This is a genomic window from Roseicella frigidaeris (assembly GCF_003258945.1).
GTDB classification, from domain to species: Bacteria; Pseudomonadota; Alphaproteobacteria; order Acetobacterales; family Acetobacteraceae; genus Paracraurococcus; species Paracraurococcus frigidaeris.
The window spans coordinates 86,654-113,104 of sequence record NZ_QLIX01000013.1 but is presented as its reverse complement, the minus strand read 5'-3'; the positions used below and the strand labels follow the sequence as shown (position 1 = coordinate 113,104).

Genomic DNA, 26,451 nt, shown 5'->3' with positions numbered 1-26,451 from the left:
GCGACGAGGGAATGACGGAGACACCCTGCATGCCGGGCATCGGCCGCCGCGCCACCCTTGCCGCCCCTGCCCTTCTGCTGTCGCGCCCGGGCCGGGCGCAGGAGGCCTGGCCCTCGCGGCCGGTCACCCTCATCGTCCCCTGGGCGCCAGGGGGATCGAACGACGTCGCCGCGCGGCTGCTCGCCCCGGCGCTCGAGGCACGCTTCGGCCAACCCTTCGTGGTGGAGAACCGGCCGGGCGGCGGCGGCAGCCTCGGCATGGGCATCGCGGCGCGGGCGCGGCCGGACGGGCTGACGCTGCTCGTCTCCTCCGCCTCGAACCATGTCTTCCACCCGCTGATCGCCCGCGACCTCGGCTACGACGTGCAGCAGGCGCTGGAGCCGGTCTGCATGCTGGTCGACGTGCCGAACGTCCTCGCGGTGGCGAAGGATTACGGCGTCGACAGCGTGCCGGCCCTGATCGAGAAGGCGCGCGCCAGCAAGGGCGGGGTCAGCTTCGGTTCCTCCGGCGTCGGCTCCTCCAACCATCTGGCGGGCGAGCTGTTCAGGCTGCGCACCGGCCTCGACATGACGCATGTGCCCTATCGCGGCGGCGGCCAGGCGATCGCCGACCTCATCTCCGGCACGGTGCCGATGGTCTTCCTCAACCTGCCCACCGTCTCCGGTCCCGCCGCGGCCGGCCAGGTGCGCATGCTCGGCGTGGGCTCGGCGGAGCGGGTGCGCAGCCGGCCGGAGATCCCGACCATCCAGGAGCAGGGCGTGCCGGATTACGCGGTGCGGTCCTGGACCGGCCTCTTCGCCCCGCGCGGCACGCCGCCCGAGGTGGCGGCGAAGCTGGCCCCGGCCCTGCAGGAGATCATGGCCGTCCCGGCGACCACCCAGCGGCTGAACGACATGGGCAGCGAGCCGATCTGGATGGCCCCGTCGGAGACCGGCCGCTTCGTCGCGGCCGAGTACGAACGCTGGGGGCCGGTGGTGAAGGCGGCCAATATCCGGCCGGAATAGGGGGAGGGGTCGCTTCCCCCCTCCCTCCCCTGTCAGCCGCCGGCCGCGACCGGGGCCGCCAGCCCGGCGGCATTGGATCGCAGATCGCCCATCGCCGTCGCGCCGGCCAGCTTGCCGAAGACCGCGCCGTTGATGAGGCCGGAGCCGCCCGGATAGTTGAAATAGAAGATGCCGCCGACGAGTTCGCCGCAGGCATAGAGGCCCGGGATCGGCGCCTGGTCGGCATCCAGCACCCGCGCCTCGGTGTCGATGCGCAGGCCGCCGAAGGTGAAGGTGATGCCGCAGCCGACCTGGAAGGCCTCGAAGGGCCCGTCCTCGATGGTGTTGGCCCAGTTCGACTTGTTGACGGCAAGCCCCTCGGTGCAGCGCCCGTCCTTGACGTTCGGGTTGAAGGGGATGTCCTTGCGCACCGCCGCGTTGTAGGCGCGGATCTCCTCCAGGAAGGCCTTGCCGTCGACGCCCTCGAGCTTCTCCGCCAGCTCCTCCAGCGTGTCGGCCCGGACCTTGGTCACCTGCTTGATGCGGTACTCGTCGCGGAGCTGCTTCTGCACCTTCGCGTCGAAGACCTGCCAGGCGAAATTCCCCGGCTGCTCCAACACCACGCGGCCGTATTTCGCATAGGTGTAGTTGCGGAAATCGGCGCCCTCATCGAGGAAGCGGCGGCCATTGGCGTTGATCAGCACCGACCAGGGGTAGGAATGCTTCTGGAAGGCATCGCCGACCGCGAGGTCGCCATATTCCGGCGCGTTGAAATCCCATTGCACGGCGTGGCAGCCGGAGAAATTGCCGAAGGGCGAGGCGCCGATCTCGAGCGCCATCTTGATGCCGTCGCCGGTGTTGAAGCGGGTGCCACGGACCTTCGCCAGCTCCCAGCCCGGGCCGAGATAGCGGGTGCGCCACTCGGCATCGCCCTGGAAGCCGCCGGCGGCGAGGATGACGCAGGGCGCGGCGATGTCGTAGATGCGGCCGGGCGCCTTCACCTGCACCCCCTGCACCTTGAAGCCGTCATAGAGGATCTTGGTGGCGCGGCTGGCATAGCGGATCTCGATGCCGCGCTTCTTCGCCGCCTCGGTCTCGGCCTGCACCAGGCCCGGCCCGCCGCCATAGGCGGAGACGGTCAGGCCGCCCCAGAACTTGAACTTGCCATCGATCTTGAAGGCCTGCTGCCCCCAGATCGGCGCGAATTTCACCCCCTTGCCGTGCAGCCACTTCATCGTCTCGAAGCTGCGGCGCACCAGGATCTCGCAGAGATCGGGGTCCGTGCGGTTGCGGGTGACGCGGAACATGTCGTCGAAGAATTGCTCTTCGGTGTAGGTGCCGAAATCGGTGATGGCGATCTCCGCCTCGGTGAGGTCGGGCATGATCGCCTTCAGATCCTCGACGCCGCGATAGGCGAAGCGGATATTGCCGGCGGTGAAGCGGGTGTTGCCGCCCGCCTCCTCCTCCGGCGCCCGCTCCAGCACCACGACCCGCGCGCCCTGCTCCTGGGCCGAGAGGGCGGCACAGAAGGCGGCATTGCCGCCCCCCACCACGATGACGTCGAAGCTGTCGCTAGCGGTCGCGGCCATTCGCCTATCCTTCCTGGCGCCTTCTTGTGCACGCATGTATACAGGGATGCGCCAGAGTGTCCATCGCCCTTCCGCGGCGCAAGCCCGGCGGGCGTCCAGGGGCCGCGCGGCGGCCCCGGGGCAGGAGGCTCAGGCTGGCGCGGCCGCTGCCAGGGCCAGCCGCGCCGCATGCGCCGCGGCGATATGCGCCCGCGCCGCCTGTTCCGCCGCCGCGCTGTCGCGCCGGGCGACGGCGGCGACGATCCGCCCATGCTCCTCCAGCGCCGCCGCCGCCCGGCCGGGCAGCTCCAGCGTGGTCGGGCCGAGCAGCAGCAGCGCATCCGAGATCGCCGACAGCGAGCGCAGCAGGTAGCGGTTGTGCGCCGCCTGATGCAGGGCGCGATGGAAGCGCCGGTTCTGCTCGGCGGCCGCCATGCCGACCAGCCCCTGCTCCTGCGCCAGAATGCCCTGCAGCAGCGCGATCTCCGCCGCGCCGGCATGCTGAGCGGCGAGCCGGGCGGCGGTGCCTTCCAGCGCCTCGCGCATCACGTAGAGCTCATCCACCTCCGCCGCGTCGTAGATGGCGACGCAGAGGCCGCGGGCCGGGAGATGGGCGACCAGCCCTTCCGACTGCAGCCGGCGGATCGCCTCGCGCACCGGCGTGCGACTCATGCCGAGCTGCTCGGCGAGCTCGGTCTCGAGCAGCCGCTGCCCGGGCCGGAAGGCGCCGGTCCGCAGCCCGTCGCGGAACAGGTCATAGGCCCGCTCGGCGAGACTGCCGGCTTGGGTCGGCGTCGGGGAGGCGGCAGCATGGCGCATCCGCCTGCATACGGGCGCATGCGCGCATTCGGCAAGAGATGTCCGCCCGGCTGGGCGGCTGTCCCTCGCCGCCCTTGGCGGAGCCTGTCCGCCGACCTCGCCCGGCGCCGGCAGGCTCCCTCCGCGCGCGGCGACCGAAGCGCCCGCCGCGCGTTGCGCCTGCTGCGTCCTGCCCGGCGAAGGCGCCCCTTCGGGGCATGACGCAGGTCCGGCCTTCCTCCCAGGAGCGCACCGCATGCCCTATGTCACGACACGCGACGGCGTGGAGATCTTCTACAAGGACTGGGGATCGGGCCAGCCGATCGTCTTCAGCCATGGCTGGCCGCTATCCGGCGACGACTGGGACGCGCAGATGCTGTTCTTCCTCGGCCAGGGCTATCGCGTGATCGCCCATGACCGCCGGGGCCATGGCCGCTCCAGCCAGGTGGCGGAGGGGCACGACATGGACCATTACGCCGATGACCTGAAGGCGGTGACCGAGCATCTCGGCCTGCGCGACGCCATCCATATCGGCCATTCCACCGGCGGCGGCGAGGTGGCGCATTACCTCGGCCGGCATGGCGACCAGGGCGTGGCCAAGGCGGTGCTGGTCAGCGCCGTCACGCCCTTCATGCTGCAGACCGAGGGCAATCCGGAGGGGACGCCGAAATCGGTCTTCGACGAGTTCCAGGCGCAGCTTGCCGCCAACCGGGCGCAGTTCTACCTCGACGTGCCGACCGGCCCCTTCTACGGCTTCGACCAGCCGGGGGCGAAGCCCTCCGAGGGCAGCATCCGCAACTGGTGGCGCCAGGGCATGATGGGCGGCGCCAAGGCGCAGCATGACGGCATCGTCGCCTTCTCGCAGACCGACCTTTCGGACAGCCTGCGCCGGATCAGCATCCCGGTGCTGGTCATGCACAGCGAGGACGACCAGATCGTCCCCTATGCCGCGGCCGGGCCGAAGGCGGCGAAGTTGCTGCGCAACGGCACGCTGAAGACCTATCAGGGCCTGCCGCACGGCATGCACACCACCCATGCCGAGACGATCAACGCCGACATCCTGGCCTTCCTGCGCGGCTGAGCCCTGCCGGGCGGCAGGGGGCGTCCGACCCGGCGGCCGAGGCGCGCTGGAGCACGGTCCGGCGCCGTGTCCGGTCGTTTGAGTCACGCCTTCGGTGATTCCACCCCCGGCGATCACGCTCTAGCCTGCCGCCATGCGCACCCTCCCGACCTGGCGATCCCTCCTCTACGTCCCGGCCACCCGCGAGAGCTTCGTCGCCAAGGCCCATACCCGCGGCGCGGATGCGATCATCCTTGATCTCGAGGATGCCGTCGCCCCGGCCGAGAAGCCGGCGGCGCGCGCCGCCCTGGCCCGGGCGGTGCCGATGGTGCGGCAGGGCGGCGCCGATGTCTGCGTGCGCATCAACCGGCCGCTGCGGATGGCGGCGCAGGATATCGATGCCGCCGTCGCCGCGGGCGCGGATGTGCTGGTGCTGACCAAGCTGATGGGCCCCGACCATGTGCGCCTGCTCGGCGAGATGACGGGCGAATCCGAGGCGGCGCATGGCGTCCCGGTGGGACGCACCCGCTTCATCGGGCTGGTCGAGACGGCGGCGGCGCTGAGCGTCATGGAGGCGATCGCCCGCGCCGAGGCAAGGCTGGTCGCGCTGGGCGCCGGCGGCGAGGACATGGCGACCGATCTCGGCATGGAGCCGACGCCGGATGCGCTCTACGTGCCGAAGATGCTGGCGGTGCTGGCGGCGCGCGCGGCGGGCATCCTGCCGCTGGGCTTCATCGGCACCGTCGCCGGGATTGCGGATCTCGAGGGCTATCGCGCCATGCTCAGGCGTTCCCGCGCCCTTGGCTTCGCCTGCGCGAGCTGCGTGCATCCGGCCCAGGTGCCGGTGGTGAATGCGGAGTACGGCGCCCAGCCGGAGGAGGTGGAGCGCGCGGCACGCATGGTCACGGCCTTCGAGTCCGCGCTGGCCCAGGGTCTCGGCGCCGTCGCCTTCGAGGGCCAGATGATCGACGAGCCGGTCGTGGAGCGGGCGCGGCGCCTGCTGGCCCGCGCCCGGTAATGGGGCCAGGCGAACCCGGCCCGTGCCGGGGCCCTGAACCAGGCGGTCCAGGACCCTCGGCCGCAGCGGTGACCTTACCGCCCGATGCGCGGCTCGGCGTCGCGGGTCTCGGGCCGCGTCTCGTTCTCCGGCCGCGCACCGCTGATGTTGGTGCCGAGCGCATCGTCGGCCGCGCGCGACAGCTTGGTGCCCGGCGGGTTGCCCGGGGTGCCGTCCGGCGGCGAGCTGTGGTTCGCCTCGTTCTCCGGCCGCGCCCCGCTCATATTCGTCCCGAGCGTGTCATCGGCCGCGCGCGACAGCTTGGTGCCGGGCGGGTTGCCCGGGCTGCCGTCGGGGCGCCCGGCGATCGCGGCGTCGGTGGCGGGATAGTCGCTGGTCCGCGTGCCCATCTGCCCGGCCGCGGTGGTGGTGCCGACGCCGGCCCCGGTGCCGAGACCCGTGGCGGGATCGGCCGTGTCGTCGTAGCGGCTCCAGCCACCGGCCCGGTAATCCGCGCCGCGCGCCTCGGCCGTCGTGGCATTGTGCCGGGCCATGATCGTCTCGGCCTCGCTGGCCCGGCTCTCATCGGCGCGTACGGTCACCAGGTTGCCGCCGCGGCGGACGCCCTCGGCATAGACATGGCTCTCCTCTTCGGAGAGGCCGGAGCCGGTGAGCGCGCCGAGCAATCCGCCCGCCGCGGCGCCGACGCCGGCGCCGGTCACGGCCGCGACGAGCCAGCCCGCCGCGACGATCGGGCCGATGCCGGGGATGGCCAGCGAGCCGAGGCCGGCGAGCAGGCCGGCGCCGCCGCCGACGATGGTGCCGAGCGTCGCGCCGGTGCCGGCGCCGCTGGAGGTCTCGTGAGAGGTGGTCCCGGTGCCGTCGGCCGATGCCTCATCGCCGCGATTGGCGATCAGGCTGATATCGTCGCGCTCGAAGCCCGCGGCCTCGAGATCGCTCACGGCTGCGGAGGCATCGGCGTAGCTGTCGAAGAGACGCGCAATGGTGCGGGTCGCCATGGGGGTGCTCCGTTTCCTGGGTTTGCGTCAGCGGCCGGCGTTCGGGACGACGTTGCCCTGGTAGTCGAGCCCCACGCTCACCTGCTGGCCGTTGCGCTGCGCCCGGCCGCGCCAGACGCCCTGGTCGTCCTTCTGCAGGTCGGAGACATTGGTGAAGCCGGCGGCCTCGATGCGGCTCTTGGCCTGGCCTTCGGTGAAGCTGTTGGCCCCGGCCGCGGGCGAGGCGGCGGTGCGGTTGCCGTCATCGAGCCGCACCGCGGCATTGCTGCTGTCATTGCCGCGGTTCGGCGAGGTGGCGCCGGTCGTGGCGTCGCGGCCCGGCATCGTGGCGCCGCTGCGCGTATCGGGCGTCGCCGGGGTCATGCCAGGGCGCGTGCTGCCTTCGGTGGCAGCGGGCGGCGCCGTGCGGTCGGGCGTTGCGGGGGAGGTTTGCGCCAGGGCCGGGGCAGCAACCACCGTGCCCAGCAGCGCCAGGCGAAAGAACGTCGTGCGCATTTGCATTTTCCCGTTTGACTGGTCGGTGCGGGCTTGACGCCCGCGAGCCTCCCTCTAACGGCGCTTCACACGACGCGTTCCGTCACAACCGGTCAGTGCTGAAGGTATCGCAGCGCCGGATGTCGCCGCTTTCGAGCCCCGTGCGGAACCAGCGCACGCGCTGCGCCGAGCTGCCATGGGTGAAGCTCTCCGGCACCACATAGCCCTGGGCGCGGCGCTGCAGCCGGTCATCGCCGACGGCAGCGGCAGCGCCGATGCCGGATTCGACATCGCCCGGCTCGAGGAAGCGGCGCATCTGCTCGGTGTGGTTCGCCCAGATCCCGGCGAAGCAATCCGCCTGCAACTCGACGCGCACCTGCAGCGCGTTCGACTCCGCCTCGCCCATGCCGCGCCGCTCCTGCGCGACGCGCTGCAGGATGCCGAGCTCGTTCTGCACGTGGTGGCCGACCTCATGCGCGATGACATAGGCCCGGGCGAACTCGCCGGGGGCGCCGAGCTTGCGCTCCATGTCGCGGAAGAAGGCGGTGTCGAGATAGACCTTGCGGTCGTTCGGGCAATAGAAGGGGCCGACCGCGGTCTGGGCGAAGCCGCAGGCGCTCTGGGTGCCGCCGCTGAACAGCACCAGGTTCGGCGGGTTGTACTGCCGGTTGGCGCGGCGGAAGATGTCGGTCCAGGTATCCTCGGTCGTCGCCAGCACCTGCGCCACGAAGCGGCGCTGGCCCTCATCCTGGGCGGCATCGGGCGCCGGCCGGCTCTCCGTCACCTGGCTTTGCGGGGGCGCCCCGTCGCCGCCGCCGAGGATGACGCGCGGATCGACGCCGAAGAAGAGCGCCAGGAGGATGATGGCGACCGTGCCGAGGCCGCCGCCCGTCACCCCGATCGGGATCCCCCGCCCGCCACCACCGAAGCCGCCGCTGCCACGACGGTCCTCGACGTTCTCGCTCTCGCGTTCCCCTTCGAGGCGCATGATGGGCTCCCTCCTGACGCATCGCCACTCAAGGCCAAACCCCGGGCCCGGAAACTGGTTCCGCATCCGGGCTTTTTAGCACCCCCGGGCGGATGGGAACGGCCCGGCCGCGGGACCGGGCGCGGCCTCAGGCGTCCCGCACCACCCCCGCCCGGCGCAGCCGCGCCAGCTCCGCCTCGCCCAGCACCGGCGCGAGGATCGCCTCGTTGTGCTCGCCGAGCCGCGGCGCCGGCCGGGCCAGGATGCCCGGCGTGCCGGACAGGCGCGGCACCATGCCGTGCATCGGGAAGAAGCCCGAGGGCATCTCGGCATCCGGCACCTCGATGAGCGCCTCGCGCTCGATGGCGTAGCGGTCATGCGAGAGCATCTCGGCATCCATGATCGGGCCGATGGTGACGCCGGCCCGGTCGAAATGCGCCAAGGTTTCCTCGAGCGTCATCGCCGCGATGTAGTCGGCGATGATGGAATCCAGCGCCTCGGCATGCCGGACGCGGTCGGCATTGGTGCGGAAGCGGGGATCGGCGATCAGCTCCTCCCGGCCGATGGAGCGCAGCAGCTTCTCCGTCATCCCCTGGGTCGAGGCGGAGAGGCAGACCCAGCCGCCATCCCGGGTGCGATAGGCGTTGCGCGGCACAGCATTGGTGCTGCGGCTGCCGGTGCGCGGCTTCAGCTTATGGGTGAGCTGCCACTTCGCGTGCTGCGGCTCCATCATCACATGGATGGGGTCGAAGAGGGCGAGGTCGATCACCTGCCCCTGCCCCGTCGCCTCGGCATGGCGCAGCGCGATCATCGCCGCCGCGGCGCCATAGAGCCCGGCATAGCCATCCGCCATGTACATGGGCGGCAGCACCGGCTCGCGGTCGGCGAAGCCGTTGACGGCGGCGAAGCCGGAATAGCCCTCGACCAGCGTGCCGAAGCCGGGCTTGTGCCGGTAGGGCCCGTCCTGGCCCCAGCCGCTGACCCGGGTGATGACGAGGCGCGGGTTGATCGCCAGCAGCGTCTCCGGCGCCAGCCCCATCGCCTCCAGCACGCCGGGGCGGAAGCTCTCGACGAAGAGGGCGGCCGTCGCGGCTAGCTGCTTCACCACCTCGACCGCCGCGGGATCGCGCAGCGCCAGGCAGACCGAGAGCTTGTTGCGGCTGAGCGCCTTCCAGTCGAGGGACAGGCCCTGGGTCCGCCAGGCGCGCAGCGTGTCGCCCTCGGGCGGCTCCACCTTGATGACCTCCGCCCCGTGGTCGGCCAGCACCTTGGTCAGCAGGTTGCCCGCGACGAGGCGGGAGAGATCGACCACCCGGAGCCCCTGCAGGGCGCCGGTGGCGTCGGGATCGAATTCGCGGCGATGCGGGGTCGGCTGCTGGGTCATTCTGCCCGGATATTGGCCGCCTCGGCGAGCTTGCGCCAGCGGTCCAGATCGGCGTGCAGGACGCCGGCGAAGGCCTCGGGCGGGCCCGGCGCAGGCACGGCCCCCTCGGCGTCGTAGACGCGCCTCAGGCCGGGATCGGCCAGCGCCTCATTGGCCGCGGCATGGATGGCCTGGCGGATCGCCGGCGGCACGGCCTTCGGCGCCAGCAGCCCCCACCAGATCGCCACCTCGTAATCGACGCCGACCTCGCGGGCCGTTGGCACCGCCGGCACCTCGGGCGGCAGGCCGCCGCGCTCGGCCGGGCTCGGGGCGGTGGCGGCGATGACCCGCACCCGCCCGTCGCGGATCGCGGCATTGGCGCTGGCGACGGTGGTGATCATCACCTGGATGTTGCCGGCGACGAGGTCGGTCACCGCCGGCGCGGTGCCGCGATAGGGCACGTGGTTCATGCGGATGCCGGCCGCCTGGCAGAAATACTCGCTGATGAAGTGGTTGATCCCGCCGGCGCCCGAGCTGCCGTAGTCGAGCCCGCCCGGCGTCTCGCGCGCCAGGCGGATCAGCCCCGGCAGGTCGCGCGCCGGCACCTCCGGGTTCAGCATGACGAAGAAGGGCGCGCGGGCGAGGACGGCGATGGCATCGAAGCTGCCCTCGGCATCCCAGGCCGGCTTCTGCACCACGGCGGTGGTGGCGAAGGAGGAGGAGGTGACCATCAGCGTGGAGCCATCCGCCGCCGCCTGCGCGACCTGGGCGGCGCCAATGGCGCCCCCCGCGCCGCCGCGATTCTCGATGACGAAGGGCAGGCCGAGCTTCGCCTGCAGCCGCTCGGCCAGCGGCCGCGCCACCACGTCGTTGGAGCCGCCCGGCGGGAAGGGCACGACGATGCGCACCGGCCGGTCCGGCCAGGCCCTGCCCTGCGCCCGGGCGAGATGCGGCACGGCAAGCGCCGCGCCGAGCAGGGCGCGGCGAGGTAGGGCCGCGCCGGCTTCCGGCCCGGTCGCGGCGCCCCGCTGCCTGGTATCCGGCTCGATCCTCGGCATGGCGCCTCCTCCTCGCGCCGATCCTGGCAGTCCCGGGCGCCGCGTCAACGCCCGCGCGCCGGCGCTCAGGGCCCCATCACCAGATCGGGCAGCCAGAGCGAGAGACCGGGCAGGAAGGTGATCAGCAGCAGCACCGCCGTCATGGCGGCGAGGAAGGGCAGGATCTCGACCGTGTAGACCTCCATCGGCACCCGCAGCACGGCGCAGGAGATGAACATCATCTGCCCGACCGGCGGCGTGATGCCGGCGATGGTCAGGTTGGTGACCAGCACGATGCCGAACTGCACCGGGTCGATGCCGAATTGCAGGATCACCGGCACGAAGATCGGCGTCAGGATGATCAGCGCCGCGGTGCCCTCCACCGCCGTCCCCAGCACGATCAGCAGCACGTTGATCAGCAGCAGCAGCATCTGCGGGTCGCGCGTCAGCCCGACCATCCAGCTCGCCATCGCCGGCGGCAGCCGTTCCCAGGCCAGGTAGAAGCCGAAGGCCGAGGCGGCGCAGATCAGCAGCATCACCGAGGAGGTGTCGAGCACCGTCTCCCGCAGCACGCCGGGCAGCTTGGCCCAGGAGAGCTCGCGATAGACCAGCGCGCCGATCAGGAGGGTGATGAGGACGGTGATGGCCCCCGCCTCGGTGGTGGTGAAGATGCCGTAGCGCAGGCCGAGGATGATGAAGACCGGGATCAGCAGCGCCCAGACCGCCTCCTTCGCCGCCCGCCCGACCTCGCCCCAGCCGGCGAAATGCGGCCGCGTCGGCCGGTAGCCGCGGCGCCGGGCGATCCACCAGGTGGTGAGGAAGAGCGAGCCGGCGAGCAGCAGCCCGGGCACGACGCCGGCGAGGAAAAGCCGCCCGACCGAGACATCCGCCAGATAGCCATAGATGATGAGCCCGATCCCCGGCGGGATCAGCGCCGTGATGATGGCGGCCGAGGAGGTGATGGCGGCGGCGAAGGCGGCGGAATAGCCGCGGCGCAGCATCTCCGGCCCGAACAGCTTGGAGAGCATCGCCGCATCGGCCGAGGAGGAGGCGGTGAGGCCGCCGAGCAGCGTCGCCAGCACCGTGCAGGCCTGGGCGAGCGCGCCGGTCAGGTGCCCGACCAGCGCATCCGCCAGGTGCAGCAGGCGCCGGGTGATGCCGGCGGCGTTCATCAGCGAGCCGGCGAGCACGAAGAAGGGCACGGCGAGCAGCGGGTAGCTCTCGGTCGCGGCGACCATCTTCTGGAAGAAGATGTCGAGCGGCAGCCCGTCGGCGAGGAAGAAGAAGGAGAGCGCCGAGATGGCGATGGCGAAGGCGACCGGCAGGTTCAGCGCGAAGAGCAGGACCAGCAGGATCGAGGGCAGCGCCACTGTCATGGGACGGCGCCCCCGGGCCGGCGGCGCCTCATGCCATTGCCCTCTCGGGCAGGGCGAGCGGGCGGCGCATGTTGGACAGGTGGCGGGCCAGCATCATCGCCGTCGCCAGGGTGACCGGCGCATAGACCACGGTCATCGGCAGGCGCAGCACGGCGGTCGGGTTGTCCCAGGCGGCCAGGGAGAACTCCACCCCCAGCCAGCAGAAATAGGCGAGGAAGCCGGCCACCAGCAGATCGACCCCGAGGCGCACCCAGCGTTGCGGGCCGGGCGGCAGGCGCTGCACCAGCATGTCGATCGAGGGATGCGCGTTGTGGCGGAAGCAGGCGGAGGCGCCGAAGAAGGTCAGCCAGGCGAAGGCGATGGCGGCGACCTCGCTCGACCAGACGGCGGGCTGGGAGGTGACGTAGCGCGTCACCACGCCCCAGCCGACCGCGGCGACGGTGACCAGCAGGGCGAGCACGGCGATCAGCTCGTCCGCCTGGCCGAGGGCCCGGCGCAGCCCGGCGCTCATGCCAGCAGCTTCCGCACGGTGTCGTAGAGGCCGGGCGTCCATTTGGGGAAGGCCTTGTAGGTCGCGGCCGAGGCGGCCTGGAAGGCCGGGATGTCGAGATCGCTCACGATCTCGACGCCGGCGCCGCGGAAGCGCTCGACGAAGCCGGCCTCCTGCTCCCGGGTCAGCCGGGTCTGCTCCTGCTGCGCCTTGCCGCCCTCCTCGAGCAGCACGGCCCGCACATCGGCCGGCAGGCGGTTGAAGTAGCCGTTGTTGATCGGCCAGCCGGTCAGGGCCTGGAAATGCCCGGTGGTGGAGATGACCTTGCGCACCTCCTGCAGCCGGGCGCCCCAGAGCGAGCCATAGGGCGCCTCCGCCGCCTGCACCACGTTCTGCTGCAGCGCGTTGTAGATCTCGCTCCACTGCACGGTGGTCGGCCGGGCGCCGAGGCTGCGGAAGGTCTCGATCCACATCTGGTTCGGCGGCACGCGCACCGTCATGCCGGCCATCTCGGCCGGGCGGCGGATCGGCCGGTCGGCGATCATGTGCCGGGCGCCGAAATAGGCCCCCATCATGATCATCCGGAAGCCCGCCTTCTGCAGCGCCGCATCCACGCCGCGATACCAGTCGCTGTCGAGCAGTCGGCCGAACTGGTCGTATTCCTGGACCAGGTAGGGGCCGTTCAGGATGCCGACATCCGGCACGAAATCCGAGAGGTAGCCAGGATCCGTGATGTTCATCACGTTGGCGCCCTGGCGGATCATCTCGTTCACGTCGCGGCCGCTGCCGAGCTGCTCGCCCGGGAAGACCTCGATCTGCACGCGGTTGTTGGTCCGCGCCGCGACGTTCTTCGCGAAGAACTCCGCCGCCTGATGCGCCGGCTCGACGGTCGAGAGGCTGTGGGCGAAGCGGATGCGGATGGTCGATTGCGCCCGTGCCAGGGCCGGCGCGGCCAGCGTCGCGGCGAGCACCGCGCGGCGTGTGGTTCTCATGCGTCCCTCCCCCGGCTGGCCGGCGCTACATCGCCGTGACGGTCGCCCCGAGCTTTCCCGCCTGCCCGGCGCCGCGGTAGAGGATGGCGAGCTGGCGGTCGAGAATGGCCGCATGCCGCGCCAGGGCCGCCGGATGCAGCTCCTCCTCGGGCGCCGTCTCGAGCTCGAAATTCCCATGGCGGTCGGTGCCGCGGACGAGCAGCGCGCTGTCCTTCTCGCCGCCCTGCTGGCGGACATGGGTCGGGACGTAGCGGATGGCGAAGCCGATGCGCGGCCAGCTCGCCCGGTTCGGCTCCGAGCCATGCACGATCAGCACGTGGTGCAGGCTCATCTCGCCGGGCTGCAGCGTGATGTCGACCGCGTCCTTCTCGTCCACCTCGACCGCCACCTCCTGCCCCCGCGAGAGCAGGTTGTCGGCGGCGAAGGTATCGGTATGCGGCACCTGCGAGAGATGCGTCCCCGGCACCACGCGCATGTTGCCGCTCTCCGGCACGCTCGGGGTGAGGGCGATCCAGGCGGTGACCACATCGGGGCTGGAGAGGCCCCAATAGGTGCCGTCCTGGTGCCAGGAGACATAGGCCGGGTCGCGCGCGCCCTTCATGAAGAACTGGCTGCCCCAGCAGAGCAGGTCGGGGCCCAGCACGCTCTCCACCGCATCCAGCACCGCCGGATGGGTGACGAGGGCATGCGCCCAGGGGAAGAGGAGATGCGGCTTCTGGTTCATGCGGCCGGAGAGGCTGCCGCCGAGCCTCGCCTCCGTCGCCCGCAGCCTGGCCAGGAGGCCCTCCGCCTCCGCGGCCGGGAAGACCCGGATCGGGAAGTGATAGCCGAGGCGCCGGTATTCCTCGACCGCGGCCTCGGACAGGGATGCGGGCATGCGCGACGTCCTCCGCGCCCCATGCCGGGGCTTGTGACGGAGCCGAGCACGGCCGTGATATATCTGTCAATCATCCGCCTGCGCAAAGGAGTCCGGCGCGCCATCCCCGAAGGCGCTGCGGTTTCGCCCGGCGCGCCGCCGCGATAGCCTTCGCGGCGACAGGGGAGGACCACCATGGACAGCCTGCTTCCGATCGCCGCCCGCGCCGGGGCGCTGCTGAAGGCGCGCGGCGAGACCATCGCCGTCGCCGAGAGTTCGAGCGGCGGCCTCGTCTCGGCCGCGCTGCTCGCGGTGCCCGGCGCCTCGGCCTATTTCCTCGGCGGCACGGTGGTCTATACGCGCGCGGCGCGGGAGGGGCTGCTCGGCATCCCCACCGCCGCGCTGAAGGGCGCCGCCCCGGCCTCGGAGCAGATGGCGGCGCTGCTGGCCGAGGGCGCGCGCAGCCGCCTCGGCACCACCTGGGCGCTCGGCGAGGCGGGCGCCACCGGGCCGACCGGCAACCGCTACGGCCATGCCGCCGGGCATGGCGTCTTCGCCGTCGCCGGGCCGGTGGCGAAGACCCTCACCATCGAGACCGGCAGCCCCGACCGCGTCGCCAACATGCGCGCCTTCGGCCGGGAGCTCTTGCAGCTTCTGGTCGCGGCGCTGGAGGCGGCGCCTCAGAGCAGATCCCCATCAGATGGGGCGAAGCTGCTCTGACCGTAAACTGCGTCAGAGCGCCTATCGAAACCGTCGCTGCTCGTTGTCCTGACGCGGCTTTGCCACGGCAGGCTGTGACGCCCCTTGGACAAGAGGGGACCATGGGGTCCCCGCAAAGCCGCGAAGCGGTTTTGCGGGGAGTTCTTAGAAGTAGCCGAGGCCCATGATGCCATCGGGGCCGGGATCCTCGCCGGCGAGCCGGCGGCCGATGAGGTCGCGCAGCGTCTCGGTGGCGCCGCCGCCGAGGCTGCCGTAGCGGGCGCCGCGATACAGGCGGGAGACCGGGTACTCGTCGGTGAAGCCGAAGCCGCCATGCAGCTGCACCGCCTCGCTCGTCACCCGGATCGCCATCTCGTTGCAGAAGATCTTGGCCGTCGCAGCCAGGAACGGGTCCGGGAAGGGATCGGCCGTCATGCAGGCGCGCCAGAGCAACCCGCGCGCCGCCTCGATCTCCTTGTACATGTCGGCGAGCTTCCAGCGCACGCCCTGGAAATCGGCGATCGGCCGGCCGAAGACCGGGCGGTCCCGCACATAGCGCAGCGCCTCGTCGAAGGCGCCCTCGGCGAGGCCGAGGCTGATCGCCGGGTTGAGGCAGCGCTGGGTGTTGAAGGCGGAGAGCAGCCGTTTGAACCCGTCCTCGCGGATGACGAGGTTCTCGATGGGCAGCTCGACATCCTCGAAGCGCACCTCGTGCAGGTTCTCCCCGCCCATGGTGTGGTAGGTGCCGGTGACGGCGAGGCCGGGCGTGCCGCGCTCGACCAGCACGCAGCCGATGCCCTCGCGCCCCGGCCTGCCGTCGATGCGGGTGAAGACCACGAACATCCCCGCCTCCTCGGCGCGGCTGATCAGGGTCTTGGCGCCGTTCACCACGACGCGATCGCCCTTGATCGCCGCGTTGGTGCGGTAATTCGCCACATCCGTGCCGGCATGCGGCTCGGTCATGCAGATCGAGAGGATGCAGTCGCCGCTGACCACGGCCGGCAGGATGCGGGCGCGGATGCCCTCGGGCGCGTAGCGGGCGATCACCCGCGTCTGCACCCCGGCCTCGCCCAGCACGGCCATGGCGGTCGGGTAGCAGACCTTGGCGATCTCCTCGAGGATCAGCGCCGTCTCGAAGACCGGCAGGCCGAGGCCGCCATACTCCTCCGGCACCGTCATCCCGAGCACGCCGAGTCCGGCCAGGTCGCGGATGTTCTCCCAGGGGAAGCTGCCATCCATCCAGCGGAGCGCGCGCGCGCGGAAGCGGCTCTGCGCCATCTCCCGCACCGGCGCGATCAGGGCGCGCTGCGCCTCGGTCAGGCGGAATTCCATCGTCTAGCCCCGGTACTGCGCGCCGGCATCCACCTCGATGGTCGTGCCGGAAAGATAGCCGCCGCGCGGGCTGGCGCAGAAGACGGCGAGGTCGGCGATCTCCTCCGGCTTGCCCGCCCGGCCGAGCGGCAGGCCGGCGAGCATCTCCTCCCAGCGCCCCTCATCGCCCCATTTCGTCTTCGCCCGCGACTTCGAGAGGGTGATGATCCGCTCCGTCATGGTGGCGCCGGGCGCGATGCCGACGACGCGGACATTGCTGTCCGGCGCCTTGCCGCCGAGCGCCGCGGTGAAGGCGATGAGCGAGGCGTTGCCGGCGGCGCCGCAGATGTAGTCGGCCTGCGGCGCCCGGCCGGCCATGCCGATGATGTTGACGACGACGCCGTCCTTGCGCGTCTCCATGGCCGGCAGGTAGAGCTGGGTCAGGTGGATGTAGCCGAAGACCTTCAGCGCCCAGGCCTGCTGCCAGCGCTCCAGGCTGATGTCCTGCAGCGTGCCGCCGGGGATGGCGCCGGCGTTGTTCACCAGCACGTCGATCTCCGGATGCGCCGCGTGCAGCGCGAGGCGCGCCGCCGGGTCGCCGAGATCGCCGGCCTGGGTGGCGATGTTCACCTGATGCCGGCTGCGGATGGCGCCCGCCGCCTTGTCCAGTGCCGCCGCATCGCGCGAGGCGAGGACGAGGTCGCACCCCTCCGCCGCGAAGGCCTCGGCGCAGGCGAGGCCGATGCCCTTCGAGCCGCCGGTGATCAGCACCCGCTTGCCGCGGATCTGCATGTCCATGGATCGTCTCTCCCGCTTGCCGCCCTCCCCCGCCGCATGCGATCCACCGCCGCGGGCTGCGCAGGATCCCGGCATTCGGCATGACTATCCGCTTCGCTCCGGGGTGTCGCAAGGCCATGGGACGTCGCAAGGCCTTGGCCCTGCTCACGCCGCTCGCCCTTGGCGCCCTCGCCGGCTGCTCGCGGCCGCCCCCCCGCTGCCCGGCGGGCGCGGCGACCGAGACGGAGGCCTGGGTGGTCAGCCATGGCTGGCATCTGGAACTGGCGCTGCGTCGCACCGCGCTGCGGGGCCGTCTCGCCCGGCTCGCCGCGGCCTTCCCCGGCGCCGATGCGCTGGCCTTCGGCTTCGGGAAATACGGGTTCATGCTGGCCGGGAACGGCGCCTTCGAGGAATGGCTGCTCGGTCCCATCCCGGGCGATGGCGTCATCCAGGTGACCGGGCTGCTCGTGCCGCCGCCGGAGGCCTATCCGGGCCGCGTGCTCGCCCTCGCCTTGCCGCCCGGGGGGCGCGAGGGGCTGGTCCGCTTCCTCGCCGACAGCTTCGCCTGGGATGCCGAGGACCGGCTGATCCCGGCCCGCGAGGAGGCGCTGATGGGCAGCTTCTTCTACAGGGCCGCGCGCGGCTATTCGCTGATCTACACGTGCAATCGCTGGGCCGCGGAGGGGCTGCAGGCGGCGGGGTTGCCGGTGCGGCCGGAGGGGGCGCTCTTCGCCGGGGCGGTGCTCGACCAGCTCGCGCCCATCGCCTGCGCGGCAGACCCGCCGCAACCGCGCCTGGCCGGCCTGAGATGGGAGGACGCCGCTGCCACGGCACGGCCCCGGTTGCCGGGCCCGCGAGGGGACCCGGCGAGCCAAGGGGGCTGAGCATTCCGCGGCCTGGCGGGGCGCGTCAGGCCCCGCGGCGGCGCCCTGCCGGCCTCAGCGCGGCGGCGCGCTGCCCGCCGGCACGTAGACGACCTCGCGCGGCTGGCCGCTGCCGAAGCTCGGGCTGCAGGCCGCCAGGAGGCCGAGGACGCCGACGGCGAAGACGATACGGACCATGCGCGATTCTCCCTTTTGGTACTCCCCCACAGGGTGGGGCCGGATCATTGCCGCCGCAACCGGGCGAAGGGCAGCCTCCCCTGCGGGTGATGCCCGCTTCGCCACGACCTGGTGCAATCGCGTCACAGCCGTGGCGCGATGCCGGAGACGCCCGTCGCCTGTTCGAGTTGCGCCAGGGCGAGGAGATAGGCGTAGCGCGCCTGATTCGCCTGGACCCGCGTCGCGTTCAGCGTCCGCAGCGCATCCAGCACGTCGAGCAGCGTCCGCCCGCCCGCCAGATAGGCCTGCTCGGTGCTGCGATAGGCCTCCTCGGCGCGGTTCAGCGCCCCGCCGGTATAGAGGTTCAGCAAGGCCCGCGCCTGCTCGTAGCTCGCCCAGGCGGTGGCGAAGTCGGCCCGCGCCTGCAGCAGGGCGGCGCGCGCCTGCGCCTCCGCCTGCCCGGCCTGCGCGGCCGCGATCCCGACATTCCCCTCGGTGATCTGGCGCGTGAAGATCGGCATCGAGAGCTGGATGCCGAAGCTGTCGGTCGCGTTGAGCTGGTCGCGGGAATTCGGCAGGTCCTGCGACAGGCGGGAGCGGGACCAGCCGCCATTCACGGTGACGTCGCGCGACCGCGACGCCTCGGCCAGTTGCCGGTTGGAATTGGCCGCGGCCACCTGGCGCTGCGCCGCCACCACATCGGCCCGGTTCTCGATCGCCTGGGCCAGCTCGTCGCGGGAGATGCCGAGCGCCGGCACCAGGTCGAAGCGGCCGCGCAGGTCGAAGGCGACGGGCGAGAGGATGGTCTGCACGCTGGTCGGCGCGCTGGCCGGGCCGGGCGGGGTGCCGGCGGGGCCGCGCGGGCCGGGCGGCGGCGGCGCCAGGGAGGCGGGCACGCTCGGGCGGATGCCGAGCGCCTGGATCTGCCCGGCCCCGGGCTGGAAGGCGGCCGGATCGGCGGCGAGCAGCGCCGCGACCGAGGCGATGCCGGCGGCATAGGCCTGGGCGTTGTTGGTGACGTCGGGCTCGAATTGCAGCCGGCTCGCCTGGAAGCGCAGCAGGTCGCCCTCCGGGATCGCGCCGTCGCGGAGCTGGCGCCGCAGCAGCGTCTCGGTCCGGTCGAGGCTCAGCCGGTTGCCGAGCGCGACCTCGAGATTGGCCCGCGCCAGCAGCGCGCCGAGGAAGGCCTGGCGCAGGGTGAAGAGCTGGGTGCGCAGCGCGTCCAGCACCTGCGCCTCGGCGGTGCCGATCTGGTCCTCGGAGAGCCGGGTGCGCAGGCTCCGCTTGTTGCCGCGCTCGACCAGCACCTGCAGGCCGACGCTGATGTTGTTCGATGGGCTGAGGAAGCGGGCGCCCTTGATGGCGCCGGCCGCGGTTTCGTTGAACTGCGCGAAGCTGTTGCCGACCTGCACCTGCGGCGGCGGCAGGGAGGAGGCGACCAGCCGGTTGGCGCGGGCGGCATCGACGCCGCGCCGCGCCGCGAGGAGGACGAGGTTGCGGTCGATCAGCAGCCGCTCCGCCGCGTCGAGCGTCAGCGGCTGCGCCCCCTGCCCGACCGGCAGCGGCAGGCCGCCCGGCATCGCCCGCGGGCCCGATTGCGCCAGGGCCGGCGGTCCGAGACCCGGCGACACCAACAGGCCGAGGCCAAGCAGCAGCGGGAGCAGCCGAGGCGTCATGCCCGCAGGCCCAGAGAGCGGACCTGGGAGGAATCCTGCCGCAGATGCCGCGGCTTGCCGAAGAGATCGATCATGACGGGGAAGACCACGAGGATGAAGAGCGGCACCAGGCCGATACCGCCGACGACGACGAGGGCGAGCGGCTTCTGCACATCGGCGCCGATGCCGGTGGCCAGCGCCATGGGCAGCAGGCCGGTGAAGGAGGCGAAGCAGGTCATGAAGACCGGCCGCATGCGGTCGGTGCCGGCCTGGTCGAGGGCGGTGCGCCAGGGCATGCCCTCCAGCCGGAGATGGTTGAAGTGCGAGAGCATGATGATGCCCTCCATCACCGTGATGCCGAAGAGGGCGAGGAAGCCGATCGCCGCCGGCACCGAGAAATTGAGCCCGGCCACCGCCAGCGCCGCGATGCCGCCGGTGAGGGAGAGCGGCACGATGGCGAAGACCAGCAGCGTCTCCCGCAGCGTGTTGAACTGCACGTAGAGCAGCACCAGGATGAGGGCGAGCGCCGCCGGCACCACCACCATCAGGCGCCCGATCGCCTCCTGGAGGTTGCGGAACTCGCCCACCCAGTCCAGCCGGTAGCCGGGCGGCAGCTCGACCTGCTGCGCCACCAGCTCCTGCGCCTCGGCGACCGTGCTGGCCGGGTCGCGGCCGCGGACCGAGAAGCGGATGGGGACGTAGCGGCTGGCATCCTCGCGGTAGATGTAGGAGACGCCCGAGATGAGGCGGATCCGCGCCACATCGGCCAGCGTCGCCGCGCCGCCGCCGCCGACCGGGATGCGGGCGATGGCATCGAGGCTGTCGCGGAAGGGCGCGGCGAGGCGGACGACGAGCGGGAAATTGCGGTCGCCGCCCGGCTCGTAGACCCGCCCGGCCTCGGCGCCGCCGATCGCCGCCTGCACCACCTCGTTGATGTCGCCGACCGAGAGGCCGAATCGCGCCGCCCGGGCGCGGTCGATCTGCACCGCCACGGTCGGCTGGCCGAGGGAGCGGAAGACGGCGAGGTCGGCCACCCCCTCCACCCCGGCCAGGACCCGGCGGATCTCCTCCGCCTTGCGGGCGATGATGTCGAGCTCCGGCCCGAAGACCTTGATGGCATTGGCGCCCTTCACGCCCGAGGCGGCCTCCTGGACGTTGTCGCTGATCGCCTGGGCGTAGCTGAACTCGATGCCGACGAACTCGCGCGAGAGCCGCTCCTGCATGGCGTGCACCAACCCGTCGCGGTTGGTCGCCGTGGTCCAGGCCTCGGGCGGCTTCAGCGGCAGGAAGAACTCGGCATTGAAGAAGCCGGCGCTGTCGGTGCCGTCATCCGGCCGGCCCTGCTGCGAGGTGGCGGTGACCACCTCGGGGAATTCGAGCAGCACGGCGCGGATGCGGTTGACCGTGCCGTTGCCCTCCTCGAGGGAGATGGTGCCCGGCATGGTGGCGCGGACCCAGAGATTGCCCTCCTCGAGCGTCGGCAGGAATTCGGCGCCGAGCGTCGAGAGCAGCAGGATCGCCGTGGCGAAGGTGAGGGCGGCGAGGCCGAGGCAGAGCGCCCGGGCGCGCATGGCGAGGCCGTAGAGCCGGCGATGCCCCCAACGCAGCACCCGGACCACCGGCGTGTCCCGCTCCTGGCTGTCCTCCTTCAGCATCGCCGCGGCCAGGGCGGGGGTGATGGTGAAGGTCGCCAGCAGGGCGCCGATGATCGCATAGGCATAGGTCTTCGACATCGGGCCGAAGATCCGCCCCTCGATGCCGCCGAGGGTGAAGAGCGGGATGAAGGCGGCGATGATGATGAGGGCCGAGAAGAAGATCGCCTTGTCCACCTCGCCGGCCGCCCGCAGCACGGTGAGCGAGAGGCCGGAGAGCTCCTTCGTCCCGGCCGGCGGCACGTAGCGATGCGCCGATTGCCGGGCGAGGCCGAGATGGCGGTAGATGTTCTCCACCATGATGACGGTGGCATCCACCAGCAGGCCGAAATCGAGGGCGCCGAGCGAGAGCAGGTTGGCGCTCTCGCCCCGGATGAGCATCAGCAGGATGGCGAAGAGGAAGGCGAAGGGAATGGTCGCCGCCACCACCAGGGCGCCGCGGAGATCGCCGAGGAAGAGGTACTGGATCACCAGGATCAGCAGCACGCCCTCGATGATGTTGTGCACCACCGTCCGGGTGGTGATCTTCACCAGGTCCTCCCGGTCGTAGAGGGGATGGATCCGCACCCCGGGCGGCAGGATGCCGCCGGCATTGATGCGCTCCACCTCCCGCTGCACGCCGCGGATGGTCGGCAGGGTCTGCTCGCCGCGGCGCATCAGCACCGTGGCCAGCACCACGTCGTCATCCCCCTCATGGCCGGCGATGCCGAGTCGCGGCATGTTGCCGATCTCGATCTCGGCGATGTCGGAGAGCAGCACCGGCATGCCGCCGCCCGCCGCCACCACCACGCCGCGGATGTCGTCGAGGTTGCGGATCAGCCCGATCCCCTGCACCACCGCCGCCTGCGGCCCGATGCGGATGACGCCCGCCCCGACCGTGGCATTGCCCGCCCGCACCGCCTCGATCACCTGCGGCAGGGCGAGGCCGTGCGCCGCCATGCGGTGCAGGTCGATGATGATGTTGTAGCTCTTGGTCAGGCCGCCGAAGGAGGTGACGTCGATCACCCCCGGCACCCGCTTGAAGCGGCGGTCGAGCACCCAGTCCTGCAGGGTCTTGAGGTCGGCCAGCGAGTAGCCGGGCGGCCCGACCAGGCGATAGCGCATGATCTCGCCGATCGGGCTGAGCGGCGAGATCTCCGGCTCCACCCCCTCGGGCAGGCCCTGGAGCTGGCCGAGCCGGTTCAGCACCTGCTGCAGCGCCTGGTCATAGGTGAAGTTGAAATTGAACTGCACCCGCACGTCCGAGAGGCCGAAGAGGCTGGTCGAGCGCACCGAGGTCAGGTTCGGCAGGCCGGCCATCGCCACCTCGACGGGGATGGTGACGTAGCGCTCTATCTCCTCGGCGCTCTGCCCGGGGTTCTGGGTGACGATGACCACCTGCGGCGGCACCGGATCGGGATAGGCCTCGATGTTCAGGCGGGTGAAGCCGATCAGGCCGAGGATGATGAAGACGAAGAACAGCAGGATGACCAGCGGTCGACGCTGTAGGGAGAAAGCGACGATCTGGCGCATTGCTCTTGTCCTGGCCGCGTGCGGCGCGGCCTGATGCGGCGCCTGGCGGCATCATGACCGAATCGACCCCGGTTCCGCCAGCCGTGGAAGCCGGTCAGTCGATCCTCGCGGCCCGGTCGATGAACAGGGCGCCGCCCGTCACCACGTGCTCGCCCTCCTTCAGCCCTTCCGTCACCTCGATCATGTCGCCGCTGCGGATGCCGACCTTGACCTTGCGCAGCATGAAGCGGTTGCCGTCGAGCGCCACCCAGACGCTCGCCTCGGGGCCGCGGAAGATCAGGGCGTTCACCGGCACCGCGACGGCGCGCTGCTCCTCGCCCACCTCGATGCGGAAGGTGGCGAACATCTCGGGCTTCAGCAGGCGGTCGGGGTCCTTCACCTCGGCCCGCACCGTCATCCGGCGCGTGGCCGGGTCGAGCCCGGCGCTGGTCGCGGTGACCTGCGCATCGAAGACCCGGTCCGGCAGGGCGCCGACCGAGACCTTCACCTGCTGGCCGACCCGGATGAGCGGGGCGTCGAGCTCCCGCACCGCGGCGATCAGCCACATGGTGGAGAGGTCGGCGATGGTGTAGATGGGATCGGCGGCACCGCTCGAGAGCCACTGCCCGGGCCCGACCTTGCGCTGCGTCACCGTGCCGCCGATCGGGGCGAGCACCGGCACCACCGCATTCACCATGCGGGTCTGCTCGATGCGGGCGATCTCCTCCGGGCTGCGGCCGAGCACGCGGAGCTTGTCGCGGGCGGCGGCCAGCGTCGCCTGGGCGCTGCGCAGGTCGTCGGCCGCGGTCCCGGCAGAGACCCGGGCCTGCTCGACATCACGCTGCGAGGCGGCGCGGGCGGAGAAGAGGTTCGCCTGGCGGGTTTCCTCCCGCTTCGCCTGGTCGAGGGTGGCGCGGGCCTTGTTGGCGGCGTCGGCCGCCGAGAGCAGGTCGTTGGCCGCGCCGGCGAGGTCGGTGGTCTCGATCTCAAGCAGGGTGTCGCCGGCCTTCACCGTATCGCCCATGCGCGCCTCGGCGCGGACCACGCGGCCGTTGAACGGCGAGAAGACGGGGGTGGCGCGGTCTTCGTTGTAGGCGATCCGGCCCTCGGCGATCCGCTCGGCCCGGAAGTCCCGGAGCTGCATCTCCTCGATCCGCAGCGCCCGCATCTCGTTGTCCGAGAGGCGGAACTCGCCCTGCGAGAGCGGCTCGGTGACCGTCGCGGGCGGCGAGGTCGGCACCGGGCGCTCGCGATGCGTGATGTAGTAGGCGCCGGCCCCGATGGCGGCCACCAGCAGCAGCGCCGAGGGCAGCCAGAGGCGGCGGGCCGGGGGCGCGGCCTCGGCCGGGGCTTCCGGCGGGCCGGGGGCGGCCTCGACGGCGGGCGCGGGCTGGGACGGCGGCACGGAATGCGGCACCGCCGGTCGTGCGACCTTGGCCTCCGGCACTGGATGCGGCTGGTGGACCATATTCATGTCTGCTCGAAACTCACCGCCTGCCGCATGTCCCGTGCCCCCTGCCCTGCCTCGACGTGCCGAAATAACGCAGGAGGGCGTGCCGGGACACCAATTATCCCGGCGCAGCGTGACCATGCGCCCAAGCGGCTTACCCCGACATTGCGCGAAACCTGAACGCTAGGAAAGCTTGTTTCACGCGCGAAGTCTCATGTTGCGGCACAACATCGGCCCTATTGAGACTTGGCCCAGGCAGCGGAGACGCCATGGTCCGGCGATCGAGGGACCATGGCGCCGCGGCGGTCAGATCAGCAGCTCGATCAGGAAGGGCCCGGGCCGGCTGAAGGACTGCGCCATCAGGTCGCCGAGCGTCTCCAGATTGGCCGCCTGCGCCGCCTCGACCCCCAGGCTGTTGGCCAGCTGCACCCAGCCGATATCGGGATTGCCGAGATCGAGCATGTCCATCGCCGTCCGGCCCGGATTGGCGCCGACATTCTGATACTCGCCGATCAGGATCTGGTACTTGCGGTTCGAGAGGATCACCGTCGTCACCGGCAGCCGCTCCCGCGCCTGGGTCCAGAGGGCCTGCAGCGTGTACATGGCGCTGCCATCGGCCTGCAGGGCGATGATCCGGCGCCCCCCGGCGCCGATCGCCGCCCCGACCGCGACCGGCGGCCCATAGCCGATGGCGCCGCCGCAATTCTGCAGCCAGTCATGCGGCGGCGCGGCATGGCTCTCGGAGAAGAAGCCCCGGCCATAGGTGACGGATTCGTCGACCACCACCGCCCCGTCGGGCATCAGCGCGGCGACGGCGCGGGCCAGCCCCTCCGGGCTCAGCGATCCCCGCGGCGCCTCCGGCCGCGGGCCGGGATCGGGCATGGCGGCGGCCGGCGCGCCGAGCTCCTCGGCCAGCGCCCGCAGCGCCGTCTCGGCATCCTGCTCCAGCCGGGTCAGCGCATGCAGCTCGCAGCCCTCCCGCCAGAAGCGGCTGGGCTTGCCGGGATAGCCGAAGAAGCCGATCGGCTCCTTCGCATTGACCAGGATGATGTGCTCGTAGGGCTCGAGCGCCTTCACCGCGAGCTCGTTCACATAGGGGACCCGCTCGAGCGGCAGGCGGCCCCGGCCGCGCTGGATGCGGGCATTCGAGCCCTCGGCCAGCAGCTTCGCCCCGGTCGCGGCGGCGATGCGCTGGGCCTGCTGCTGCGCCCCCTCGCGGAGCGCCAGGCCGCCGAGCAGGAGCAGGACGTTGCGCTTCTCGCGCAGCAGCCGGGCCGCCTGGCGGATGGCATGCGGATCGGCCTGCGGCACCGCCGGCACCGGCAGGGCGGCCGCCACCACCCCGCCCTCGTTCCAGGAACTGTCGGAGGGCAGGATCAGCGTCGCCACCTGGCCGGGCGAGGTCCGCGCCGCCTGCACCGCGACGGCCGCATCGGCGCCGACATCCTCGGACCGGCTGGAGGTGCGCACCCAGGCCGAGGCGCCGCGCGCCCAGCCCTCGGTATCGGCGGTCAGCGGCGCGTCGAAGGGCCGGTGATAGACCGCCTGGTCGCCGACGACGTTGACGATGCCCGAGCGGGCGCGGCGGGCATCGTGCAGCCCGGCGAGGCCGTTGGCGAGGCCCGGGCCGCAATGCAGCAGGGTGCAGGCCGGCTTTTCCGCCATGCGCCAGTAGCCGTCGGCCGCGCCGGTGACGATGTTCTCCTGCAGGCCGAGGACGCACCGCATGCCGGGAACCCGATCCAGCGCGGCGACGAAATGCATCTCGCTGGTGCCCGGATTGGCGAAGCAGACATCGACGCCGCTTCCCAACAAGGTCTTGACCAGGCTCTCGGCTCCGTTCACGGCGTTCCCCTTCCAGGACATCACGTCCTGTCAGGGTGCGCGGGCCGGAGCCGCACGGCAAGGGACCGGCCGGCAGGGCAGAGGGGGAATCCAAGGCCGATGGTGCGAACGATCCTGGCCGGCTTCATCGCCGGCGCCCTGGCCGTGCTCGTCTTCCATCAGGGCACCGCCTTCCTGCTCCACCACCTCGGCAATGACATCCCCGCGGTGGTCGCCGCCCTCGGCCGGACCGCGCCCCCCTTCAACATGGCGCCCACCCGGCCGCTCGGCGTGCCGACGGTCCTGTCGCAGAGCTTCTGGGGCGGCGCCTGGGGGGCGTTGCTGGCCCTGCTGCTCACCGGGGTCCGGCCGCGGGCGATCCTGTTCTCGACCCTGTTCGGGGCGCTCGCCCTGACGGCGGTCGCGGTGTCGCTGGTGCCCTGGCTGAAGGGGCTGCCGCTCTGGAACGGCGCCATCCCCTGGCGCGGCCTGCTCTACAACGGGGCCTGGGGCTTCGGCACCGCCCTCATGCTGATCCGGCCGCTGCACCTGCGGCCCTGAGGGACCCCGAT

Annotated in this window: 24 protein-coding genes; 6 read left to right on the top strand and 18 right to left on the bottom strand. The window is 71.8% G+C overall.

What is annotated here, in order from left to right:
- The first annotated feature begins 29 nt into the window (after nt 1-29).
- Nucleotides 30-1,004, top strand: coding sequence for a Bug family tripartite tricarboxylate transporter substrate binding protein (locus tag DOO78_RS16850; protein ID WP_165838938.1), 975 nt, complete (start codon nt 30-32; stop codon nt 1,002-1,004).
- Nucleotides 1,005-1,036: 32 nt separating this feature from the next.
- Here DOO78_RS16850 and tcuA read toward each other — a convergent pair whose 3' ends face one another.
- Complete coding sequence (gene tcuA, locus DOO78_RS16845; RefSeq protein ID WP_111471027.1) at nt 1,037-2,572, bottom strand: FAD-dependent tricarballylate dehydrogenase TcuA; 1,536 nt, start codon at nt 2,570-2,572, stop codon at nt 1,037-1,039.
- Between the two features lie 129 nt (nt 2,573-2,701).
- Nucleotides 2,702-3,370 (bottom strand): GntR family transcriptional regulator, encoded by a 669-nt coding sequence (locus DOO78_RS16840; RefSeq protein WP_111471026.1) that lies wholly within the window; start codon nt 3,368-3,370, stop codon nt 2,702-2,704.
- 235 nt (nt 3,371-3,605) lie between these two features.
- On the opposite strand from DOO78_RS16840, the gene DOO78_RS16835 reads away from it, so the two are divergent.
- Nucleotides 3,606-4,430: an alpha/beta fold hydrolase gene (locus tag DOO78_RS16835; protein WP_111471025.1), complete on the top strand. Its 825-nt coding sequence runs from the start codon at nt 3,606-3,608 to the stop codon at nt 4,428-4,430.
- Nucleotides 4,431-4,563: 133 nt separating this feature from the next.
- Nucleotides 4,564-5,427, top strand: a complete 864-nt coding sequence (locus DOO78_RS16830) for an HpcH/HpaI aldolase/citrate lyase family protein (protein ID WP_111471024.1) — start codon at nt 4,564-4,566, stop codon at nt 5,425-5,427.
- Between the two features lie 74 nt (nt 5,428-5,501).
- Here DOO78_RS16830 and DOO78_RS27890 read toward each other — a convergent pair whose 3' ends face one another.
- From DOO78_RS27890 to DOO78_RS16785, 9 genes are all read right to left on the bottom strand, one after another.
- Entirely contained in the window at nt 5,502-6,425 is a 924-nt protein-coding gene (locus DOO78_RS27890; RefSeq protein WP_207802944.1) for a general stress protein, read from the bottom strand.
- 27 nt (nt 6,426-6,452) lie between these two features.
- Nucleotides 6,453-6,920 (bottom strand): hypothetical protein, encoded by a 468-nt coding sequence (locus DOO78_RS16820; RefSeq protein ID WP_111471023.1) that lies wholly within the window; start codon nt 6,918-6,920, stop codon nt 6,453-6,455.
- Nucleotides 6,921-7,002: 82 nt separating this feature from the next.
- Nucleotides 7,003-7,887: a KPN_02809 family neutral zinc metallopeptidase gene (gene ypfJ, locus DOO78_RS16815; RefSeq protein ID WP_111471022.1), complete on the bottom strand. Its 885-nt coding sequence runs from the start codon at nt 7,885-7,887 to the stop codon at nt 7,003-7,005.
- 127 nt (nt 7,888-8,014) lie between these two features.
- A complete protein-coding gene (locus tag DOO78_RS16810) occupies nt 8,015-9,250 on the bottom strand; it encodes a CaiB/BaiF CoA transferase family protein (RefSeq protein WP_111471021.1) in 1,236 nt (411 codons plus the stop codon).
- The gene (locus DOO78_RS16805) at nt 9,247-10,287 is read right to left on the bottom strand and encodes a Bug family tripartite tricarboxylate transporter substrate binding protein (protein ID WP_111471020.1); all 1,041 of its coding nucleotides are present in this window, start codon (nt 10,285-10,287) and stop codon (nt 9,247-9,249) included. The genes DOO78_RS16810 and DOO78_RS16805 overlap by 4 nt, the downstream gene beginning before the upstream one ends.
- A 65-nt stretch (nt 10,288-10,352) precedes the next feature.
- Entirely contained in the window at nt 10,353-11,642 is a 1,290-nt protein-coding gene (locus DOO78_RS16800) for a TRAP transporter large permease (RefSeq protein ID WP_111471019.1), read from the bottom strand.
- A gap of 28 nt (nt 11,643-11,670) precedes the next feature.
- Entirely contained in the window at nt 11,671-12,153 is a 483-nt protein-coding gene (locus tag DOO78_RS16795; RefSeq protein ID WP_165838937.1) for a TRAP transporter small permease, read from the bottom strand.
- Nucleotides 12,150-13,124 (bottom strand): C4-dicarboxylate TRAP transporter substrate-binding protein, encoded by a 975-nt coding sequence (locus DOO78_RS16790; protein WP_111471017.1) that lies wholly within the window; start codon nt 13,122-13,124, stop codon nt 12,150-12,152. Before DOO78_RS16790 ends, DOO78_RS16795 begins: the two co-directional genes overlap by 4 nt.
- A gap of 25 nt (nt 13,125-13,149) precedes the next feature.
- A complete protein-coding gene (locus DOO78_RS16785) occupies nt 13,150-14,001 on the bottom strand; it encodes a phytanoyl-CoA dioxygenase family protein (RefSeq protein WP_111471016.1) in 852 nt (283 codons plus the stop codon).
- 174 nt (nt 14,002-14,175) lie between these two features.
- On the opposite strand from DOO78_RS16785, the gene DOO78_RS16780 reads away from it, so the two are divergent.
- Nucleotides 14,176-14,700, top strand: coding sequence for a CinA family protein (locus DOO78_RS16780; RefSeq protein WP_111471015.1), 525 nt, complete (start codon nt 14,176-14,178; stop codon nt 14,698-14,700).
- 144 nt (nt 14,701-14,844) lie between these two features.
- On the opposite strand, the gene DOO78_RS16775 is transcribed toward DOO78_RS16780, so the two are convergent.
- Complete coding sequence (locus tag DOO78_RS16775) at nt 14,845-16,011, bottom strand: acyl-CoA dehydrogenase family protein (RefSeq protein WP_111471014.1); 1,167 nt, start codon at nt 16,009-16,011, stop codon at nt 14,845-14,847.
- 3 nt (nt 16,012-16,014) lie between these two features.
- A complete protein-coding gene (locus DOO78_RS16770; RefSeq protein WP_111471013.1) occupies nt 16,015-16,788 on the bottom strand; it encodes a short-chain dehydrogenase/reductase in 774 nt (257 codons plus the stop codon).
- Between the two features lie 116 nt (nt 16,789-16,904).
- Here DOO78_RS16770 and DOO78_RS16765 point away from each other — a divergent pair, with 116 nt between their 5' ends.
- Nucleotides 16,905-17,651 (top strand): DUF2459 domain-containing protein, encoded by a 747-nt coding sequence (locus DOO78_RS16765; RefSeq protein ID WP_165838936.1) that lies wholly within the window; start codon nt 16,905-16,907, stop codon nt 17,649-17,651.
- Nucleotides 17,652-17,705: 54 nt separating this feature from the next.
- Here the strand turns inward: DOO78_RS16765 and DOO78_RS28440 are convergent, their stop codons facing one another.
- The 5 genes from DOO78_RS28440 to DOO78_RS16745 all read right to left on the bottom strand — a co-directional run bounded on the left by DOO78_RS28440 (nt 17,706) and on the right by DOO78_RS16745 (nt 25,900).
- On the bottom strand, nt 17,706-17,828 hold the full coding sequence (locus DOO78_RS28440) for a hypothetical protein (protein ID WP_279387805.1): 123 nt from the start codon (nt 17,826-17,828) through the stop codon (nt 17,706-17,708).
- Nucleotides 17,829-17,950: 122 nt separating this feature from the next.
- On the bottom strand, nt 17,951-19,483 hold the full coding sequence (locus tag DOO78_RS16760; RefSeq protein ID WP_111471011.1) for a TolC family protein: 1,533 nt from the start codon (nt 19,481-19,483) through the stop codon (nt 17,951-17,953).
- Complete coding sequence (locus DOO78_RS16755; protein WP_111471010.1) at nt 19,480-22,626, bottom strand: efflux RND transporter permease subunit; 3,147 nt, start codon at nt 22,624-22,626, stop codon at nt 19,480-19,482. Before DOO78_RS16755 ends, DOO78_RS16760 begins: the two co-directional genes overlap by 4 nt.
- A 94-nt stretch (nt 22,627-22,720) precedes the next feature.
- Nucleotides 22,721-24,079: an efflux RND transporter periplasmic adaptor subunit gene (locus DOO78_RS16750; protein ID WP_128080076.1), complete on the bottom strand. Its 1,359-nt coding sequence runs from the start codon at nt 24,077-24,079 to the stop codon at nt 22,721-22,723.
- Between the two features lie 282 nt (nt 24,080-24,361).
- Nucleotides 24,362-25,900, bottom strand: coding sequence for an acetolactate synthase large subunit (locus tag DOO78_RS16745; protein WP_111471053.1), 1,539 nt, complete (start codon nt 25,898-25,900; stop codon nt 24,362-24,364).
- Between the two features lie 99 nt (nt 25,901-25,999).
- Between DOO78_RS16745 and DOO78_RS16740 the strand changes: the two genes are divergently transcribed.
- Nucleotides 26,000-26,440 (top strand): hypothetical protein, encoded by a 441-nt coding sequence (locus tag DOO78_RS16740; RefSeq protein ID WP_111471008.1) that lies wholly within the window; start codon nt 26,000-26,002, stop codon nt 26,438-26,440.
- Nucleotides 26,441-26,451 lie beyond the last annotated feature (11 nt).